We start from the raw sequence: 17,384 nt of genomic DNA, 5'->3' as shown, positions 1-17,384 counted from the left end.
ATGGCAACGACTTATTACACCGACGATCACGAATGGCTTCGCGTTGAGAACGGCGTCGCTACGGTTGGCATCACCAACTATGCGCAGGAACAGCTCGGCGACCTCGTCTTCGTTGAACTGCCTGAAGTTGGCCGCACCTTTGCGAAAGGCGACGCAGCTGTTGTCGTGGAATCGGTAAAGGCAGCATCCGACGTTTACGCGCCAGTCGATGGCGACGTCGCCGAGGTCAACGAGGCGCTTAATGCAGAGCCTGCGCTCGTCAATTCGGCAGCGACAGGTGACGGCTGGCTTTGGAAGATGAAGCTCAGCGATGAGAGCCAGCTTGAGGGACTGCTGGACGAGGCGGGCTACAACGCCCTCATTGGATAGGGTCTGGTCATGACAGAAATTCACTCCGCATTTGCGGACCGGCATATCGGGCCGAACGCCGCTGATTTGCGCGCCATGCTCGGAACACTCGGCGTTCCGTCGCTGGAGACGCTGATCAGCCAGGCGGTCCCGAAGTCAATCCGCCTTGATCGTCCGCTTGATCTTCCCGCACCGGCTACAGAAGCTGAAGCGCTTGCCGAACTTGCGCAGAAGATGGGGCAGAACAAGGTTCTGAAGAGCTTCATCGGCGCAGGCTATCACGGCGTCAACGTGCCGCCCGTCATCCAGCGCAACCTCTTCGAGAATCCGGCCTGGTACACAGCCTACACGCCTTACCAGTCGGAGATAAGCCAGGGACGTCTGGAACTGCTGTTCAACTTCCAGACGCTGGTGAGCGAGCTGACCGGCCTGCCGGTCGCATCCGCATCTCTGCTCGACGAGGCGACTGCCGTTGCCGAGGCAATCGGCATCGCATGGCGTCATCATCGCTCCAAAAAGAACGATGTGGTTCTCGCGGGCGAGTTGCACGCACAGACCCTCGACGTTGTCAGGACCCGCGCCGAACCGCTCGGGATCAATATCGGCGCCGAAGAAATCGGAGCGGACACTGCAGCGCTGATCGTTCCGTGGCCAGATACTTACGGTGTCTATGGCGATCATGCAGAGACCATTGCCAAGGCACGCGACGCTGGCGCGATTGTGATCTTCGTGGCGGATCCTCTGGCGCTGACGATCACCGATTCGCCGGCTTCGCTGGGAGCAGACATCGCCGTCGGCTCTATGCAGCGCTACGGCGTACCGATGGGCTACGGTGGTCCGCACGCCGCGTATTGTGCGGTGTCCGACGCCCTCACCCGCCTGATGCCAGGTCGTCTCGTCGGTCAGTCCGAGGATGCGCATGGTCGCCCCGGCTATCGTCTGGCCCTCCAGACGCGGGAGCAGCACATTCGCCGCGACAAGGCGACGTCGAACATCTGCACGGCCCAGGCGCTACTGGCAAACATGGCGACCGCCTATGCGATCTGGCATGGTCCGGAAGGGCTTCAAAACATCGCCCGCCATGTCAACGGCCTTGCCTCGCGCCTTGCCTCTGCGCTCGGTATCGATGCTCCGCTGTTCGACACGGTAACGGTGACTGCTGCGGGCAAGGCGCAGGCCATTGCCGCAGAGGCGGAAAGCAAAGGCTTGCTGCTGCGCGTCATCAATGAAGACCGCCTCAGCATCGCCTTCGACGAAACGTCGACCGATGAGGATCTGGAGACGATTGCCGCGCTGTTTGGAGTCACCGTTCCCGAAGAAGCCCCCTCAACGGCTCCCGGCGAGGCACGAGGTGCGGAGTTCCTGACGCAGCCGATGTTCCACGAACATCGCTCGGAGACGGAAATGATGCGCCTGCTTCGCCGCTTGGCGGACAAGGATCTGGCGCTGGACCGTGCCATGATCCCGCTCGGCTCGTGCACAATGAAGCTGAACGCTGCCGCAGAAATGATGCCGATCAGCTGGCACTCTGTCGGCGGGCTTCACCCAATGGCTCCGGCAGAACACGCCGCGGGCTACAAGGCGATGACCGACGAACTTGAAAGCTGGCTGGCGGAAATTACCGGCTTCGACGCAGTTTCTCTGCAGCCGAATGCAGGCAGCCAGGGCGAGTATGCAGGCCTCCTTGCAATCCGACGCTATCATCTGTCGCGCGGAGACGCTGGACGCGACGTTTGCCTCATTCCGTCATCTGCACATGGCACCAACCCCGCCAGTGCGGCAATGGCAGGCATGGGCGTCGTCATCGTCAAATGTACGGATGCCGGTGACATTGATGTCGAGGACCTGAAAGCCAAGGCTGCGCAGTATTCGGATCGTCTCGCGGCCCTTATGATCACCTACCCCTCAACGCACGGTGTGTTCGAGGAAGGTGTACGTGACATGTGCGCCCTCGTGCATGAACATGGAGGTCAAGTTTACCTCGATGGCGCAAACCTCAACGCGATGGTCGGGCTGGCTCGCCCCGGAGATTTGGGTGCCGACGTCTGCCACATGAACCTGCACAAGACCTTCTGCATCCCGCACGGCGGTGGCGGTCCCGGCGTTGGCCCGATCGGCGTCAAGTCGCACCTAGCACCGTTCGTCCCCGGGCATGTCGCTCTAGGAACCGACAATGCGGTCTCAGCCGCTCCATATGGTTCTGCCTCGATCCTTCCGATCACCTGGATGTACATCCGGATGATGGGAGCTTCCGGACTGAAGCGTGCGACCGAGACTGCGATCTTGTCGGCAAACTACATCGCCGAGCGCCTGAAGGGCCATTATCCGGTCCTCTATACTGGTCGTAATGGCAGGGTCGCCCACGAGTGCATCCTCGACACACGCGTCTTGAAAGACACAGCCGGCATCGGCGTCGAGGACATTGCCAAGCGTCTGATCGACTACGGCTTCCACGCTCCGACCATGTCCTGGCCGGTGGCGGGAACCCTGATGGTTGAGCCGACGGAGAGCGAGCCCAAGCATGAGCTGGACCGCTTCTGCGACGCAATGATCGGAATAGCCCAGGAGGCCGCCAAGGTTGCCGATGGCACCTGGCCGAAGGACGACAATCCGCTCGTCAACGCGCCACACACTGCAGTTGAAGTAATGGCAGACGAGTGGAAGCACCCCTACTCGCGTCAGGCAGCAGCCTTCCCGGCTGGCCAATCGGACTTCGCTGCAAAATATTGGCCTCCCGTTTCGCGGGTGGACAATGTCGGCGGCGACCGAAACCTCGTTTGCGCCTGCCCGCCGGTTGAAGCGCTGGCAAGCTGACACGGTGGGGCGCCCGGGAAACCTGGCGCCCCTTTTCATTGCGGCACACAATGCTCCGCTCTCGCCGGATTCTCGCCTCTATTATCTGGATAAACGAGCTCCTTCACTCGAACGGAACAAGAACTCGCTTCGCCTTCCAATAGGAAGCATGCCAATATCGTTCGTGATTCGCAGCTTACCCACGTCAGGTTTTCATGGACGATCAAGACCTTTTCGCCAGCATCTCCACGCCGCAACAGCCAGCAGCAAAGCCTGCAGAACCGGCTGCGGCAGCGAGCCGCCCGGCGACGCCAGCTGTTGCTCCCGCACCACGCAGTGGTGAGGAGAGCTACAATGCAGCCGACATTGAGGTTCTCGAGGGCCTTGAGCCCGTACGCCGCCGTCCAGGCATGTACATTGGCGGTACAGACGAGAAGGCGCTGCACCACCTTTTTGCAGAAGTCATCGACAACTCGATGGACGAGGCGGTGGCTGGCCACGCGACTTTCATCGAGGTTGAGCTCGACGCTGAAGGCTTCCTGTCCGTCACGGATAACGGACGCGGTATCCCGGTAGATCCGCACCCGAAGTACAAGGATAAGTCGGCGCTAGAAGTCATTATGACGACGCTCCACGCCGGCGGGAAATTTGATTCCAAGGTCTATGAAACGTCCGGCGGCCTTCATGGCGTCGGCGTGTCAGTTGTCAACGCGCTTTCCGACTTGCTTGAGGTCGAAGTTGCGCGCGGCCGGAAGCTGTTTCGCCAACGCTTTTCCCGCGGGCTGCCGCAGGGCGGGCTCGAAAACCTCGGCGACGTTCATAATCGGCGTGGCACACGAGTTCGTTTTCACCCCGATCCGCAGATTTTTGGCAAGGACGTAAAGTTCGAGCCGGCGCGGCTGTTCAAGATGGCGCGCTCGAAGGCGTATCTGTTCGGCGGCGTAGAAATAAGGTGGAGCTGCGCACCAGAACTGATCAGTGGCAAGGACGACACGCCCACCAAGGCCGTCTTCCACTTCCCGGGTGGATTGAAGGATTATCTGGCGGCATCGCTCGGCTCGGACTTCCAGGTCACCCGAGAGATTTTTTCCGGCAAGACCGAAAAGCAGGGTGGTCACGGCGCTGTCGAATGGGCAGTCTCCTGGTTCGGCGGCGACGGCTTCGTCCAGTCATACTGTAACACCATCCCGACTCCCGATGGCGGAACTCACGAACTCGGATTCCGAAGCGTTCTTCTTCGTGGCTTGAAGGCCTATGGCGAACTCATCGGCAACAAACGTGCTGCGATCGTTACCGGCGATGACGTGATGATCTCGGCTGCTGGAATGCTTTCTGTCTTCATTCGTGAGCCGGAATTTGTCGGGCAAACGAAGGATCGTCTTGCGACCGTAGAAGCCCAGCGGATCGTAGACAGCGCAATTCGTGATGCGTTTGACCACTGGCTCGCTGCCAACCCGCAGGAATCCTCAAAGCTCCTAGATTGGGTGATCGCGCGCGCAGATGAGCGCCTGAAGCGACGTCAGGAAAAAGAAGTCAGCCGCAAGTCTGCGGTGCGCAAACTTCGCCTGCCGGGCAAGCTGGCCGATTGCACCCAAACAGCCGCTCAAGGCGCGGAACTCTTTATCGTGGAGGGTGACTCGGCTGGTGGCTCGGCGAAGCAGGCGCGCAATCGCGCGAGTCAGGCCGTCCTACCGCTGCGCGGCAAAATCCTGAACGTCGCGAGCGCTGGCGCCGACAAGCTTGCCAGCAGCCAGCAGATCACAGATCTCGTTCAGGCGCTCGGCTGCGGCACGCGCTCGAGGTATCGCGAGGAAGATCTCCGTTACGACCGCATCATCATCATGACTGACGCGGACGTCGATGGTGCTCATATCGCGACCCTCCTTATCACCTTCTTCTATCAGGAGATGCCGCAGCTGATACGAAACGGCCATCTCTACCTGGCTGTTCCACCCCTGTATCGGATCAGCCAAGGTGGGAAGGTCGCCTACGCACGAGACGATGCCCATAAGGATGAGTTGCTGCGCACCGAATTCACCGGGCGCGGCAAGATCGAAATCGGTCGCTTTAAGGGTCTAGGCGAAATGATGGCCAGCCAGCTTAAGGAGACGACGATGGACAAGGGCAAGCGGACCCTGCTCCGCGTCGAGATCCATGACGATGCGGACGCCACTAAAGCGTCGGTCGACGCACTGATGGGCACGAAGCCCGAGCTACGCTTCCGTTTCATTCAGGAGCGTGCGGAGTTCGTCGAAGAACTGGATATCTGACCGGAACTGGGAGCCGTCCACTCAGGCAGCGGCGATCGCCATCGCGTGAGTTCGAGCGTTGTCGCGCAAGACCTCGAGATGGATGCGCTTGATCAGCGATGCGAGTTCGCGGTCAGCTTCCGTGGGCCCGGCCTGCCCCGGCGCGGCATTCAAGTGTTTGAGCATCATCCAGCTGACTTCCTGCGGACCTGCTACACATTCCTCGTTAGCCACCTCCCGCCAAACCTTGAGGGCGTGCAGGATGACACCCGCATAATCGTCGGTGAGGCCACACCTGCGGAATAGGGAGATCACCGCCACATCGCGCCCTGAGGCCAGAAGCGCGCGGACCTGGCGCTCTGACGCGCCAGTCAATTGGATCATCACCGATCCGACAAAATCGATCTTTCCATGCGCCACCGCGCGAACGAGAAAACCTGGCGTCAGCTCACCTCGCAAACGCAGATGCTCGATCAGGGCGGTACGCTCTTGCGGGTCGGTGTGCTCCGCCAAAAGCAGTGCACCGCGAGTGCAGGCCTCACGTGCTACCTGCCCTGCCCGCGCCTTCCCCATCAACGCAATAACGAAGGGAGAGCTCTGCAGAGCCTCGCTGACCCGCAGAAGGAGCATGTGCCTGCAATCACCAGGTAGGCGCGGATCGGCGAGCAACACCTCGCGTAGCCCGGCATGTGTTCCATGCCTTTCCGCAATGCGCCTGAATGATACCGCCGCAATATGCGCGCCGTCATTCTTGAGAAGTGCAATACACGCATCCACCTCCCCAACCTCAGCGATCGCGGCTGCAATGCTTGCAGAGACGATCGGCCGGCTGGCAATCAACGCCTGCAACCGCCCACCGGAAGTTGCGACAAGGTCGACAAGATCCATATCCGACAATTGGGGTGAGCGAACCAGAACGAATTGGGCGATTTCCGGCTGATCTGATGCGAGAGCTGCCACGATATGGTGCGGCGCGTTTCTGCTCATCGACAACGTCTCTGATAATGCTGCCCGCACCTTCGGCGAAGGATCATCAAGAAGTAAGGTCATTGCAGCTTCCGCGGCACATCGATCTTCGAATGGCAGTTCACGCTCCACGAACGCCCGTGCGAGTGCAGTTGCCGCTGCAGCCCGCTCTGCAACGGGCGCGCTGTTCAGCCAATGGAGAAATTTCCTGACGACCATTCCAGCCAGCCCACACCACTCAAACCCGCTGCACGCTAAGTCGAAAATGGTTTACGAAGGGTTCACCATAGTTGTTAAGCTGGCATCAACGCTATCACTGGTTGCCTTTCACAAAGGAGAAGCGCGATGACGGGACTTTATCTTGAAGAATTTGAAGTTGGTCACGTCATTCGGCATCAGGTGACCCGGACAATCACCGAGAGCGACAACATGCTGTTCTCGATGATGACGATGAACCCGCAGCCGCTCCATATTGATTTTGACTATGCGTCCAGAAGCGAGTGGGGACGGCCATTGGTCAATTCCCTCTTCACCCTAGGACTGATGATCGGCATCTCTGTACATGACACGACCCTCGGGACCATTGTCGCTAACCTTGGCATGACGGAAACGTCGTTTCCGCACCCACTTTTCCACGGAGACACAATCCGCGTGGAGACTGAAATCAAAGGGGTGCGAGCATCGAAATCAAAGCCGGATCGCGGTATCGTGGAAATGGAGCATCGAGCCTACAATCAGAATAACATTCTGGTCGCCCGCTGCCTGCGGCAGACCATGATCTACAAGAGACCGACCTGATGCGTTCACTCCTCTTCGTCCCCGCCGACTCGAAACGAAAGCTTCAAAAGGCGCTGACTTCCGACGCTGACGTTCTGATCATTGATCTGGAAGATTCGGTTGGCGCCGAGAACAAGGAAAGCGCAAGAGCGCTGGCGAGCTCATTCATCCCGCACGCTAAGGAACGAGCCACGATCTATGTCCGGGTAAATGACCTTTCTACAGGCCTCATCGACGATGATCTTCGGTCGATCATGGAGGCGGCTCCTGATGGGATCATGCTCCCCAAGTCGAACCACATCGATGATGTTTGCAGACTGTCCGCTAAGCTTCGGGTGCATGAGGCCGAGAATGGGATGCCGGATAGCAGCACGCAGATCATCCCAATCATAACCGAAACGCCACTCGGCGTACTCAATGCCGCCACCTACGGCCGCGGCGAAAGCCGATTGGCGGGACTCACATGGGGCGCTGAAGACCTGTCTGCCGAGATAGGTGCCTCTTCAACCAGGCTTGAGGACGGGAGCTATACGGAAGTTTTCCGCCTGGCTCGCGTTAACACGATCCTCGCTGCCTCGGCAGCGGCGCTTCCGGCAATCGATACGGTCTATCCCGACTTCCGCGACGAAGCTGGTTTCCTGAAGGATTGCGTCAGCAGTGCGCGTGATGGTTTCACCGCGCGTATGGCAATTCATCCTGCCCAGGTCCCGATCATCAATGAGGTGTTTACGCCGTCACCCGACCAGGTGAGCGAAGCGCGCCGGGTGGTCGGTGCGTTTGAGAACGAAGGAAATCCCGGCGTCATCGCAATCGACGGCCGAATGTACGATCTACCTCACTTCAAGCGCGCCCAGCGGGTGCTCGCCAGGACTGCGCTCATCGAGCGATAACTCAGGCTGCGCTTGGACCCGGATCGTCGTCATCTCCGCCCTGGCTGACGACCGGCTGAACCGCACGTCGCCCGAATTGGATCGGAATAACATTTGCCGAAGTATCACCACTGCGGACTGCGGAACTCGCGCACGGTGTCTTCACCGCACTGAAGACGTGCTCGATCACAAGGCGCTCTATCGTCCCCGTCTCGGTCTGCACTTCCACGGCTTCGCCGACCCTGCGGCCGAGCAACGCCAGTCCGTGCAGCGAGTAAACCGAAAACGCGTCGTGCTGCGGAGAGAGCATCATCGGCCCCTTGCGCTCGCCATTGATCGAATACACGACCCGGCATCCGGTCACGACCACATCATCTGGCATGTTCTGCGGCGAAACTATCTCCGAAGCCGCCAGCTTTTTATTGAGAATGAGAGCGTAATTACCGCTGGGGTGATCTTCACTCTGGCTGATCTTTTCGAGCAATCGATGGTCGTCCGTCGATAGACGAACAACAGATCCCACCGTCATTTCCGCCTCCCGCATTAGCCCCAGGCTCAAGTCAATTTGGACGAGCGCCTCGATCTATCCGCATCAGGTAGGCGCATGCGATTGAGCCTCGCAGAGAACTATACATCCTATGGCAGCGAACGAGCAGATACCGCTCGTTCGCGCTTTGCTACGCCTGAGTTCAGGCAGCTGGTTCCGACACCTGATCGACAGCGACGACGTTCAACCGGTGCTGGCGCCCATCATTGGTCGTGAAGTCGATGCTCTGATCGACTGCGAGACCAAGGAGCGCTGTACCGATAGGGGTGAGGATGGAAATCCAGCCCTTTTCAATATCAGCGTCTCCGGGGAAAACGAGTGTGACTGTACGCTCCTGCCCCTCGGCGGTCTTGTAGGTCACCCTAGATCCCATGCGGATCACATGCGCAGGAACGTTCTTATCTTCAGCGACGCGTGCGCGTTCCAGTTCGTTCAGCAGCAGATCAGCGACCTCGGGCTTGCGCTCAAGCAAACCGTTCGCAAGCTGTGTCAGCCTTGAGTGGTCAGACTTTCCGATAACAATCTTCGGTTTAGCCATTTTGTTCACTTTCAGTGGTGGGAATTCATTCTTTTCACGCGAATCCCGGACGACAGCCGCGCATAACTGCGCATTCCAAACCCCGGTAACCGGGCACTCAAAAACTGGATGCTATATCGCTGAGAAGGTGTGCACGCTCCCCGGACTCGGGGACTTTTTGCCGAGCCGGGGCCGCTATTCCGCGATCGGAAACGGTCGAAAAAGACGAGTGTGCTTGCGCGTGTTCATATTGCTAAGGTTGGTTCAAACGCACAAGAAGTCAACCCTTACCTTACAAATCCTGCCGCATCACCCTTCCCAGCGTGGGCGAGTTCGCTGAAATACTTGAGTAACGGTCGAAAAGTCTAAGTAGCCGAGCCGGGAGACATTCCCAGCCTTGACGACGTCGAACATTCCATCGACCAAAGCATCGTCCGCTATGTACACTCCCACAACTTCACCATAGACCATCAATCGATCCGTCAGGCTGCCATCGAGCGCTTTAGGACGATGAATTTCGGTGACCCTACATTCGAGAGCCGCGTGCGCCTCACGTACGCGGGGCGGTTTTACAAGGCGCGACGGCTCTGGTGTCAGTCCCGCATACTCGAACTCTGAAACGCCCGCCGGCGCGTCGACCGATGAGGCATTCATCTGCTCGATCAGATCGCTCGTCACAATATTGGCGACGAACTCCCCCGTCTCCTCTGCATTGCGATAGCTATCCTTGGGCCCTTCGGAGCAGAACACGACCATATGCGGATTGGTGCCAATAGCGTTGAAGAACGAATAAGGCGCAAGGTTCAGCACGCCGCTGTTGCTTTGGGTCGAGATCCAGCCGATGGGGCGCGGCGAGACCAGCGCCTTGAACGGGTCGTGGGGAAGGCCGTGGCCCTTGGCTGGTTCATAGAACATGCTCAATCCTCATGTGGACCTGAATACTCGGTGACGATGGTGTCGATGTCAGGCCGACGACGCTGCGGCTTCTCTCCCTCATACGTCCCGATGTGAATGAAACCGACAACCCGCTCTTCAGGAGCGAGGCCCAGAATGCGGCGACCTTCGGCGTCATCCGAGTACCAGTTGGTGATCCAGTTTGTTGAATAACCCAGCGCGTTCGCCGCAAGGCACAGCTTCATCGCTGCCGCGCCGCCGGAGAGCAGCATTTCCCATTGCGGCACCTTTGGGTGCTCGCGTGGAACCGAGACAACCCCGATTACCAGCGGTGCGCGCGAAAACCGGCTGCGCTCTTGCTGCTGCCGCGCTTCGCTAAGGTCCGGCTCGCGCTGCACGGCAAGTTCAAGGAGTTTCTCCCCAACCTGGATCCGTGCATCGCCGCGGTAGATAATGAAGCGCCATGGCGCAAGTCGTCCGTGATCCGGCACACGCGATGCGGCTGTCAGGATCGTTTTGATTTCGTCTCCCGACGGCGCTGGCTCCTTCAGTTCCGCGATCGGAGCCGAACTTCGGTTCAGCAAGAACTCGATGACACTCGTGGACAATTTTTTCCTTTCGTAGCTAGGTCGACGGGGTCTTATCGCCTTAACCTTATCTGGAGATGCGTCAAATGCCTTGAAATTGCCACTCGCATACGATTCAAAGCAAGCCATGAGAGGGGTTTCCAGACTGTTCACACTCGCCGGCGCGATCGCACTGTTTGCGACGATGCCAGCACTTGCGCAGGACACCGCGCCAGACGGCGCGATCGATGGCCTGCGCCTGCCCGGACTGTCCACCTACGCGCCGCCCTCGACAAACCTACCGCTCGCGCAAACAGGTATCGGCGAACTGAAGCTCACCGCCCTGATGACTGAAGATGGCAGCGAAATCTCCAGAGGAATTGTCTGGCGGGTATTCAGTCCCGTTGTCGGATCAGATGGGAAACTGCCCTTGATTGCCTCGGCGCAGGGCGGTTCGAGTGTCTTCCATCTCGAGCCCGGTAGCTATCTCGTCCACGCCTCCTTCGGACGCGCTGGTGCGACCAAGCGAATTACGGTGGGAGATGATCCCAAGACGGAAACGGTCGTGCTGGACGCTGGCGGCATGAAGCTTGACGCCATCCTCGCCGGGGGAATGCGCATCCCTACGGGCAAATTGAGCTTCTCCGTCTATGAAGCAGACCCGGACGCCAACGGTGATCGCGCCCTCATCGCGCCTCAAGTGAAGCCGAATACGGTCGTACGCCTCAAGGCAGGGACCTACCACGTCGTGTCTACCTACGGCGATGTGAATGCCGTGATCCGCTCCGACATTATCGTCGAGGCGGGCAAGCTCACCGAAGCAACGGTTGAGCATCGCGCTGCGGAAGTGACATTGAAGCTTGTACGCGAAAAGGGTGGCGAAGCGATTGCCGACACGTCGTGGGTCGTCTTGTCGGACGCCGGCGATATCGTGCGAGAAAGCGTGGGCGCCTTCTCATCGCTGGTTCTGGCAGAGGGTGACTATGCCGTCGTCGCGAAGAACCGCGACAAGATTTACCAGCGCGATTTTACCGTTGAGGCTGGTCGGAACCAGGACGTTGAGGTCCTGGTGTCCGAAGCGGCAGCGGATCCGGCGGCTGAGTAATCCCAGTCCGCCGGAGCGCTATTTTAATCAGACAACAGCCTCGCGGGCGCGCTTGACGTCTGGTGGTGTCGCTTCATCGATAAGCTGGGCAAGAGCTTCATCGAAGGTCATTGACTGCTGATCGCGCGAGCCGAAACGACGCACGTTGACGGTGCCCTCCTCAGCCTCGCGACGGCCACATACGAGAATGACCGGAACCTTCGCCAGCGAATGCTCGCGGACCTTGTAATTGATCTTCTCGTTGCGCAGATCCACCTCCGCGGAAAGTCCCGCGGCCTTCAGTTTCGCTGCGACGGACCGGGCGTAATCATCAGCGTCTGAGGTAATCGTCGCCACGACAACCTGCAGCGGTGCCAGCCATAGCGGGAAGTGACCGGAAAAATTCTCGATCAGAATGCCGAGGAAACGCTCCATCGAACCGCAGATGGCGCGATGGATCATCACCGGTTGCTTCTTCTCGGAGTCAGCGCCGATATAGAAAGCACCAAAACGCTCCGGCAGGTTGAAATCGACCTGCGTCGTGCCGCACTGCCACTCGCGACCAATGGCGTCGCGCAACGTGTATTCGAACTTCGGCCCGTAGAAAGCGCCCTCACCCGGGAAGATCTCGGTCTTGATCCGGCCACCTGACTGCTGCTCGATCTGCTCGAGCACACGGGTCATGATCGCCTCGGCGTGATCCCAGTTCTCGTCCGAACCGACACGCTTCTCAGGGCGCGTCGAGAGCTTGACGACGATCTCGTTGAAGCCGAAATCCTCGTAAACTGAGAGGATGAGATCGTTGATCTTCAGGCATTCTTCCGCGAGCTGCTCTTCGGTGCAGAAGATGTGAGCGTCGTCCTGTGTGAAGCCGCGCACGCGCATGAGGCCATGCAAAGCACCGGATGGCTCGTAACGATGGACAACACCAAACTCGGCCATGCGGATGGGAAGTTCGCGATATGACTTCAGGCCATGCTTGAAGATCTGAACGTGACCGGGGCAGTTCATCGGCTTCAAAGCAAAGACGCGCTTGTCTTCCGCGTCTTCACCGGCCGACTGCACGGCAAACATGTTTTCCTTGTACCAGCCCCAGTGACCGGACGTCTCCCAGAGGCCGTGGTCCAATACCTGAGGTGCGTTGACCTCCTGGTAGTCATCATCAAGCCGCCGGCGCATGTAGGAGACCAGAGTCTGGAACATTTTCCAGCCCTTGGCGTGCCAAAAAACCACGCCCGGACCTTCCTCCTGGAAATGGAAGAGGTCCATCTCGCGACCGAGGCGACGGTGGTCGCGCTTCTCGGCTTCTTCCAGCATGTGAAGGTACTGGTCGAGTTGTTCCTGCGTGGCCCAGGCCGTCCCGTAAATACGAGTCAGCATCGGGTTGTTGGAGTCACCCCGCCAGTAGGCGCCAGCCACCTTCATGAGCTTGATGGCGTTACCGATCTGCCCGGTGGAGGCCATGTGCGGACCACGGCAAAGATCGAACCAGTCGCCCTGATAGTAGATCTTCAGGTCTTGCCCCTCAGGGATCGCATCAACGAGTTCGACCTTGTAGGCTTCACCCTTCTCAGCGAACACCTGCTTGGCCTTTTCACGCGACCAGATCTCTTTGGTGAACGGCTTGTTGCGCTGGATGATCTCGCGCATCTTCTTCTCGATGACTGGAAAGTCATCCGGCGTAAACGGCTCGTCGCGCGCAAAGTCGTAATAGAAGCCGTTCTCGATCACGGGGCCGATCGTGACCTGGGTACCCGGCCAAAGCTCCTGGACTGCCTCTGCGAGGACGTGCGCTGCGTCATGACGGATCAGTTCGATCGCACGCGGATCATCACGCGTTACGATCTCGACGGCACCGGATGCGCCAATAGGGTCTGAAAGGTCGCGCAAAGTGCCGTCAACCACGTAGGCGACTGCCTTCTTGGCAAGCGACTTGGAGATGGATTCTGCGAGCGCGGCGCCAGTCGTCGCGGCGTCGTATTCGCGCACGGATCCATCGGGAAATGTAAGGGAAACGGAAGCCATCATATTCTCCTATCCAGTCCCGCCTACGAACGCGGGTGGCCTCAACATTGATCGTGGCGCACGTCGTCGGCTGCCACGGCGGGCAGACATAATCGCGGCTTCCCGAAAGGTAAAGGGCCCGCGCTCTGGCGACGCGGGCCCTTCAAGTCACAGGCTTGGTAAAATTCAGGCGACGCTGATGTCTTCGACAGGAGCTTCAGGCCCATTCTTCTTGATTGAGTCGATCGCGTTCTGCGCGCTCGCTTTTGATTTATAGCCCTCGGTCGAGAACATGATTTCGCTGTTGTACTTGAACCGAACGCGGAATTCGCCAGCCTTGTCCTTGTAGATTTCGAACTTGTGCATGAAGCCCTCTCTTCACCGGTATTAATCGAAGGAAGGTTGCCGCCCTCACCTAGCGCGCGTCAAGTGGCAAGAACAAGATGCTACACAGCATACACAGATTGAGTCCTGCTATTTTCGCGAGATCGTCCAGTAACGCCACGGCAAGAACCAGACATAACGAGGCTCCAGCTTCTCGGGCACCAGATCGACCCCGTGAGTACCGCCCGGACCACAGCGCAAGACGCGGAACAGGCCCATGAAGCCCCCGCTCCACAGGCCATGTCGAGCGATGGCCTCGTAGGCATATTCCGAACAGGTCGGAAAATGCCTGCACGAATTACCTACGAACCCCGATAAGGTCAGCTGGTAAAGCCGCACCAAGCCGGTTCCAAGCAACCGGCCCGGTGTTCTGCGCCACGGTCCCTGCCAATTCCGGCTCCGCCGAATGGTCCGCTCATGATCCTGCATCGATGCTTCAAGTCCACACTTGGGTGACACTCCGTTCAACTACGCAAAATTGAACGGCCGGGATATTCATATATCTGAGTGCTAACGCAACGAAATGCCATGCCGCGCGGGACAGCGGCAGGAAGGAACAGCCATGATCGATGATATTGAACTCGGCCTCGATACGTTCGGCGACGTCACTACTGGCGAAGGGGGCAGGTTGAAACACCAGGCTCAGGTGCTGCGCGACGTGGTTGAACAGGGGATCCTTGCCGACCAGGTTGGCATCGATTTCATCGGGCTTGGCGAACACCATCGCGACGATTTCGCAATTTCCGCACCGGAAGTGGTCCTGGCGGCAATTGCCGCGCGGACGGAACGGATTCGCCTCGGCTCGGCCGTCACGGTTTTGAGTTCGGACGAGCCGGTGCGGGTATTTCAACGCTTCTCGACGGTCGACGCGATCTCCAATGGTCGGGCTGAGGTCATTCTGGGGCGTGGGTCTTTCACAGAGTCTTTCCCGCTCTTCGGCTATGCGCTCAACGACTACGAGACGCTATTCTCCGAAAAGCTGGATCTGTTTGCCGGACTGCTGAAGGGCGGCCCGGTAAGTTGGCAAGGCACAGTTCGACCGCCGCTGCAGAACCAGATGATCTACCCGCCTATCGAGAACGGCACCTTGAAGACGTGGGTTGGCGTCGGCGGCAGCCCTGAATCGGTTGTCCGCGCGGTCAATTATGGGCTGCCGATGATGCTGGCGATTATCGGCGGTGAGCCAAAGCGCTTCCTGCCCTTTATCGACCTGTATCACCGCGCGGTTGATCAACTGGGTGGTGAGGTCCAGCCTCTGGGCGTTCACTCTCCCGGCCATGTCGGCGAGACCGACGAGCAGGCCTTTGAGGACCTGTGGCCTGGATACGAGGCTTTGCAAAACCGGATCGGCGGGGAGCGAGGCTGGGGCCGGACAACGAAAGAGCGCATGCGGATGGAAACCGATATGGGCTCGCTTTACGTCGGATCTCCCGAGACAGTTGCGAAGAAGATCGCGAACACGATCAAAACGCTAGGGATCAAACGGTTTGACCTCAAATACGCGTCGGGTCCGATGCCCCATGAGACACTCATGAAAAGCATCGAACTTTATGGCACGCGGGTCATGCCGATGGTGAAGGATATTCTTGCCAAGGATTAGTCGATTAATGGGGAGGAGGTTCAGGCCGCCTCCCCTGCACGCTTCTTTTCTACCTGCTCGATCGCATCCACCACCGCATCAAATGTGAGCATGGTGGAAGCATGGCGCGCCTTATAGTCACGCACCGGCTCGAGATATTTCAGTTCGCCAAACCGACCCGCCGGCGGCGCACCATTTTCTTTCAGCATCTTCAGCATCGTTGCGCGAACTTCGCGAAGCTCAGCGGCTGTCGCTCCGATGATCTGCTGCGCCATTATTGATGACGAGGCCTGGCCAAGAGCACAGGCCTTCACGTCATGGGCAAAGTCGGTGATGACGTCGTCATCCATACGAATGTCCACGGTCACGGTTGAACCACAGAGCTTTGAATGTGCAGTAGCCGACGCATCTGGTGCGTCGAGACGCCCTATGCGGCTGATATTCCCTGCATAACCAAGGATTTTCGCGTTGTAGACGTCGTCAATCATGGCTCACGCCCTCATGTTCCGGAAGACGAACAGTTTACCATTCCTGCGTCTTCCAAATCGCTTCTCACCTGCATATATAATGGCCGGACGTCACGAGCGACAAGCGCTGCTGGGAGCTCGGATATGGAATGCACGCCGCTTCCCGGGATGTGGATGTTCCCCGTGAATGGCTGTGGTCCGTTAACTCGTCCCTTCCCCGAAAGGGACTACGGGAGACACCTTCATGGATGCCATCGTCAAGAACTTCCCGCCCCGCGCGGACAACATCAGACAAGCCGAGCCCGCCCCCACTCAGGCGGAAGTTGAAGCAGCCGTGCGTACGCTGCTGCGCTGGACAGGGGACGACCCGGAGCGCGAGGGATTGCTCGACACGCCGAAGCGTGTCGCCAAGGCCTATCGCGAGATGTTCGCCGGCTACTCGCAGGATCCGGCAGACGAGCTTGGCCGGACCTTCGAAGAGGTCGAAGGTTATAACGACCTCGTCCTGATCCGGGACATCCAGTTTCACTCGCACTGCGAACACCATATGGTGCCGATCATCGGTCGCGCCCACGTCGGATACCTGCCGGACGGCAAGGTCGTTGGGCTGTCGAAGATCGCCCGTGTGGTCGATATTTATGCGCACCGCCTGCAGACGCAGGAAGCCATGACTGCGCAAATCGCTGGCGTTATCCAGGATGTGCTCAATCCTCGTGGTGTTGCTGTCATGATCGAGGCCGAGCATATGTGCATGGCGATGCGCGGAATCCGCAAGCAGGGCTCCACCACTCTGACCTCTACCTTCACCGGAGCGTTCCAGGACGATCCTCAAGAGCAGGCACGCTTCATGATGATGTTGCGCGCCGGTTCGAGCCGCTGATTCGGATTTCGCATGCAATTTCCCGCACCTTCGAGCGACAAGGCACTTCTTGAAGAAGGTGCGGAGTTCTCGCCACGTTTCGACCGCGACGGCCTCGTAACAGCCGTCGTTACCGATGCGACGGATGGAACTCTGCTGATGGTCGCTCACATGAATTCCGAGGCTCTTTCAAAGACGCTTGAAACGGGGATCGCGCACTATTGGTCGCGGTCCCGCAAGACGCTTTGGAAAAAGGGGGAAAGCTCAGGTAACCTTCAGCATGTCATCGAAATGCGTACCGATTGCGACCAGGACGCGGTCTGGATGAAGGTCAAAGTGTCCGGTTATGATGCGACCTGCCATACCGGGCGTCGGTCCTGCTTCTACAGGATCGTAACTGCCGAAGATGGCAGCGCAAAGCTATCGGATGATGGCGATGCAGCCCGATTTGATCCAAAGGGTGTATACGGAAGCTGACGCG

18 protein-coding genes are annotated in these 17,384 nt (G+C 58.8%); 9 read left to right on the top strand and 9 right to left on the bottom strand.

What is annotated here, in order from left to right:
- The 3 genes from gcvH (at position 1) to parE (ending at position 5,411) form a co-directional block, all read left to right on the top strand.
- On the top strand, positions 1-369 hold the full coding sequence (gcvH, locus tag IOD40_RS01140) for a glycine cleavage system protein GcvH (protein WP_198473430.1): 369 nt from the start codon (positions 1-3) through the stop codon (positions 367-369).
- Between the two features lie 9 nt (positions 370-378).
- A complete protein-coding gene (gene gcvP, locus IOD40_RS01135; RefSeq protein WP_198473428.1) occupies positions 379-3,162 on the top strand; it encodes an aminomethyl-transferring glycine dehydrogenase in 2,784 nt (927 codons plus the stop codon).
- A 194-nt stretch (positions 3,163-3,356) separates the two neighbouring features.
- Positions 3,357-5,411: a DNA topoisomerase IV subunit B gene (gene parE / locus IOD40_RS01130; protein WP_198473426.1), complete on the top strand. Its 2,055-nt coding sequence runs from the start codon at positions 3,357-3,359 to the stop codon at positions 5,409-5,411.
- A gap of 21 nt (positions 5,412-5,432) precedes the next feature.
- Here parE and IOD40_RS01125 read toward each other — a convergent pair whose 3' ends face one another.
- Positions 5,433-6,575 carry a DUF2336 domain-containing protein gene (locus IOD40_RS01125; protein WP_198473425.1) on the bottom strand — a complete coding sequence of 381 codons (1,143 nt, stop codon included), beginning with the start codon at positions 6,573-6,575 and terminating at the stop codon, positions 5,433-5,435.
- Positions 6,576-6,701: 126 nt separating this feature from the next.
- On the opposite strand from IOD40_RS01125, the gene IOD40_RS01120 reads away from it, so the two are divergent.
- Complete coding sequence (locus IOD40_RS01120; RefSeq protein ID WP_198473423.1) at positions 6,702-7,154, top strand: MaoC family dehydratase; 453 nt, start codon at positions 6,702-6,704, stop codon at positions 7,152-7,154.
- Entirely contained in the window at positions 7,154-8,023 is an 870-nt protein-coding gene (locus IOD40_RS01115) for an HpcH/HpaI aldolase/citrate lyase family protein (RefSeq protein ID WP_198473421.1), read from the top strand. Before IOD40_RS01120 ends, IOD40_RS01115 begins: the two co-directional genes overlap by 1 nt.
- Before the next feature lies 1 nt (position 8,024).
- Here IOD40_RS01115 and IOD40_RS01110 read toward each other — a convergent pair whose 3' ends face one another.
- The 4 genes from IOD40_RS01110 to IOD40_RS01095 form a co-directional block, all read right to left on the bottom strand.
- On the bottom strand, positions 8,025-8,531 hold the full coding sequence (locus IOD40_RS01110; RefSeq protein WP_198473419.1) for a GreA/GreB family elongation factor: 507 nt from the start codon (positions 8,529-8,531) through the stop codon (positions 8,025-8,027).
- Between the two features lie 160 nt (positions 8,532-8,691).
- Positions 8,692-9,087, bottom strand: a complete 396-nt coding sequence (gene rnk / locus IOD40_RS01105; RefSeq protein WP_198473417.1) for a nucleoside diphosphate kinase regulator — start codon at positions 9,085-9,087, stop codon at positions 8,692-8,694.
- Between the two features lie 288 nt (positions 9,088-9,375).
- The gene (locus tag IOD40_RS01100; protein WP_198473415.1) at positions 9,376-9,981 is read right to left on the bottom strand and encodes a flavin reductase family protein; all 606 of its coding nucleotides are present in this window, start codon (positions 9,979-9,981) and stop codon (positions 9,376-9,378) included.
- 2 nt (positions 9,982-9,983) lie between these two features.
- Positions 9,984-10,568, bottom strand: a complete 585-nt coding sequence (locus IOD40_RS01095; protein ID WP_198473413.1) for a nitroreductase family protein — start codon at positions 10,566-10,568, stop codon at positions 9,984-9,986.
- A 106-nt stretch (positions 10,569-10,674) separates the two neighbouring features.
- Here IOD40_RS01095 and IOD40_RS01090 point away from each other — a divergent pair, with 106 nt between their 5' ends.
- Complete coding sequence (locus IOD40_RS01090; RefSeq protein WP_198473411.1) at positions 10,675-11,631, top strand: hypothetical protein; 957 nt, start codon at positions 10,675-10,677, stop codon at positions 11,629-11,631.
- Positions 11,632-11,658: 27 nt separating this feature from the next.
- Here IOD40_RS01090 and thrS read toward each other — a convergent pair whose 3' ends face one another.
- From thrS to yidD, 3 genes are all read right to left on the bottom strand, one after another.
- The gene (thrS, locus tag IOD40_RS01085; RefSeq protein ID WP_198473409.1) at positions 11,659-13,638 is read right to left on the bottom strand and encodes a threonine--tRNA ligase; all 1,980 of its coding nucleotides are present in this window, start codon (positions 13,636-13,638) and stop codon (positions 11,659-11,661) included.
- 162 nt (positions 13,639-13,800) lie between these two features.
- The gene (locus IOD40_RS01080; protein ID WP_198473407.1) at positions 13,801-13,980 is read right to left on the bottom strand and encodes a YegP family protein; all 180 of its coding nucleotides are present in this window, start codon (positions 13,978-13,980) and stop codon (positions 13,801-13,803) included.
- Between the two features lie 108 nt (positions 13,981-14,088).
- Positions 14,089-14,427, bottom strand: a complete 339-nt coding sequence (gene yidD, locus IOD40_RS01075) for a membrane protein insertion efficiency factor YidD (RefSeq protein ID WP_198473405.1) — start codon at positions 14,425-14,427, stop codon at positions 14,089-14,091.
- 133 nt (positions 14,428-14,560) lie between these two features.
- Between yidD and IOD40_RS01070 the strand changes: the two genes are divergently transcribed.
- On the top strand, positions 14,561-15,598 hold the full coding sequence (locus tag IOD40_RS01070; RefSeq protein ID WP_198473403.1) for an LLM class flavin-dependent oxidoreductase: 1,038 nt from the start codon (positions 14,561-14,563) through the stop codon (positions 15,596-15,598).
- A gap of 20 nt (positions 15,599-15,618) precedes the next feature.
- Here IOD40_RS01070 and IOD40_RS01065 read toward each other — a convergent pair whose 3' ends face one another.
- The gene (locus IOD40_RS01065) at positions 15,619-16,065 is read right to left on the bottom strand and encodes an iron-sulfur cluster assembly scaffold protein (protein WP_198473401.1); all 447 of its coding nucleotides are present in this window, start codon (positions 16,063-16,065) and stop codon (positions 15,619-15,621) included.
- Positions 16,066-16,288: 223 nt separating this feature from the next.
- Between IOD40_RS01065 and folE the strand changes: the two genes are divergently transcribed.
- The gene (gene folE / locus IOD40_RS01060; protein ID WP_198473399.1) at positions 16,289-16,924 is read left to right on the top strand and encodes a GTP cyclohydrolase I FolE; all 636 of its coding nucleotides are present in this window, start codon (positions 16,289-16,291) and stop codon (positions 16,922-16,924) included.
- A 12-nt stretch (positions 16,925-16,936) separates the two neighbouring features.
- The gene (gene hisI, locus IOD40_RS01055; protein ID WP_198473397.1) at positions 16,937-17,380 is read left to right on the top strand and encodes a phosphoribosyl-AMP cyclohydrolase; all 444 of its coding nucleotides are present in this window, start codon (positions 16,937-16,939) and stop codon (positions 17,378-17,380) included.
- Positions 17,381-17,384 lie beyond the last annotated feature (4 nt).

The organism is Aquamicrobium zhengzhouense, from assembly GCF_016124105.1.
Classification (GTDB): domain Bacteria; phylum Pseudomonadota; class Alphaproteobacteria; order Rhizobiales; family Rhizobiaceae; genus Aerobium; species Aerobium zhengzhouense.
The sequence above is the reverse complement of the archived record's forward strand: the minus strand, read 5'-3'. Positions and strand labels throughout refer to the sequence as shown.

Coding starts and splice junctions, on each gene's coding strand:
- gcvH (WP_198473430.1), top strand. CDS start 1: ATGGCAACGACTTATTACACCGACGATCACGAATGGCTTCGCGTTGAG.
- gcvP (WP_198473428.1), top strand. CDS start 379: ATGACAGAAATTCACTCCGCATTTGCGGACCGGCATATCGGGCCGAAC.
- parE (WP_198473426.1), top strand. CDS start 3,357: ATGGACGATCAAGACCTTTTCGCCAGCATCTCCACGCCGCAACAGCCA.
- IOD40_RS01125 (WP_198473425.1), bottom strand. CDS start 6,575: ATGGTCGTCAGGAAATTTCTCCATTGGCTGAACAGCGCGCCCGTTGCA.
- IOD40_RS01120 (WP_198473423.1), top strand. CDS start 6,702: ATGACGGGACTTTATCTTGAAGAATTTGAAGTTGGTCACGTCATTCGG.
- IOD40_RS01115 (WP_198473421.1), top strand. CDS start 7,154: ATGCGTTCACTCCTCTTCGTCCCCGCCGACTCGAAACGAAAGCTTCAA.
- IOD40_RS01110 (WP_198473419.1), bottom strand. CDS start 8,531: ATGACGGTGGGATCTGTTGTTCGTCTATCGACGGACGACCATCGATTG.
- rnk (WP_198473417.1), bottom strand. CDS start 9,087: ATGGCTAAACCGAAGATTGTTATCGGAAAGTCTGACCACTCAAGGCTG.
- IOD40_RS01100 (WP_198473415.1), bottom strand. CDS start 9,981: ATGTTCTATGAACCAGCCAAGGGCCACGGCCTTCCCCACGACCCGTTC.
- IOD40_RS01090 (WP_198473411.1), top strand. CDS start 10,675: ATGAGAGGGGTTTCCAGACTGTTCACACTCGCCGGCGCGATCGCACTG.
- thrS (WP_198473409.1), bottom strand. CDS start 13,638: ATGATGGCTTCCGTTTCCCTTACATTTCCCGATGGATCCGTGCGCGAA.
- IOD40_RS01080 (WP_198473407.1), bottom strand. CDS start 13,980: ATGCACAAGTTCGAAATCTACAAGGACAAGGCTGGCGAATTCCGCGTT.
- yidD (WP_198473405.1), bottom strand. CDS start 14,427: ATGCAGGATCATGAGCGGACCATTCGGCGGAGCCGGAATTGGCAGGGA.
- IOD40_RS01070 (WP_198473403.1), top strand. CDS start 14,561: ATGATCGATGATATTGAACTCGGCCTCGATACGTTCGGCGACGTCACT.
- IOD40_RS01065 (WP_198473401.1), bottom strand. CDS start 16,065: ATGATTGACGACGTCTACAACGCGAAAATCCTTGGTTATGCAGGGAAT.
- folE (WP_198473399.1), top strand. CDS start 16,289: ATGGATGCCATCGTCAAGAACTTCCCGCCCCGCGCGGACAACATCAGA.
- hisI (WP_198473397.1), top strand. CDS start 16,937: ATGCAATTTCCCGCACCTTCGAGCGACAAGGCACTTCTTGAAGAAGGT.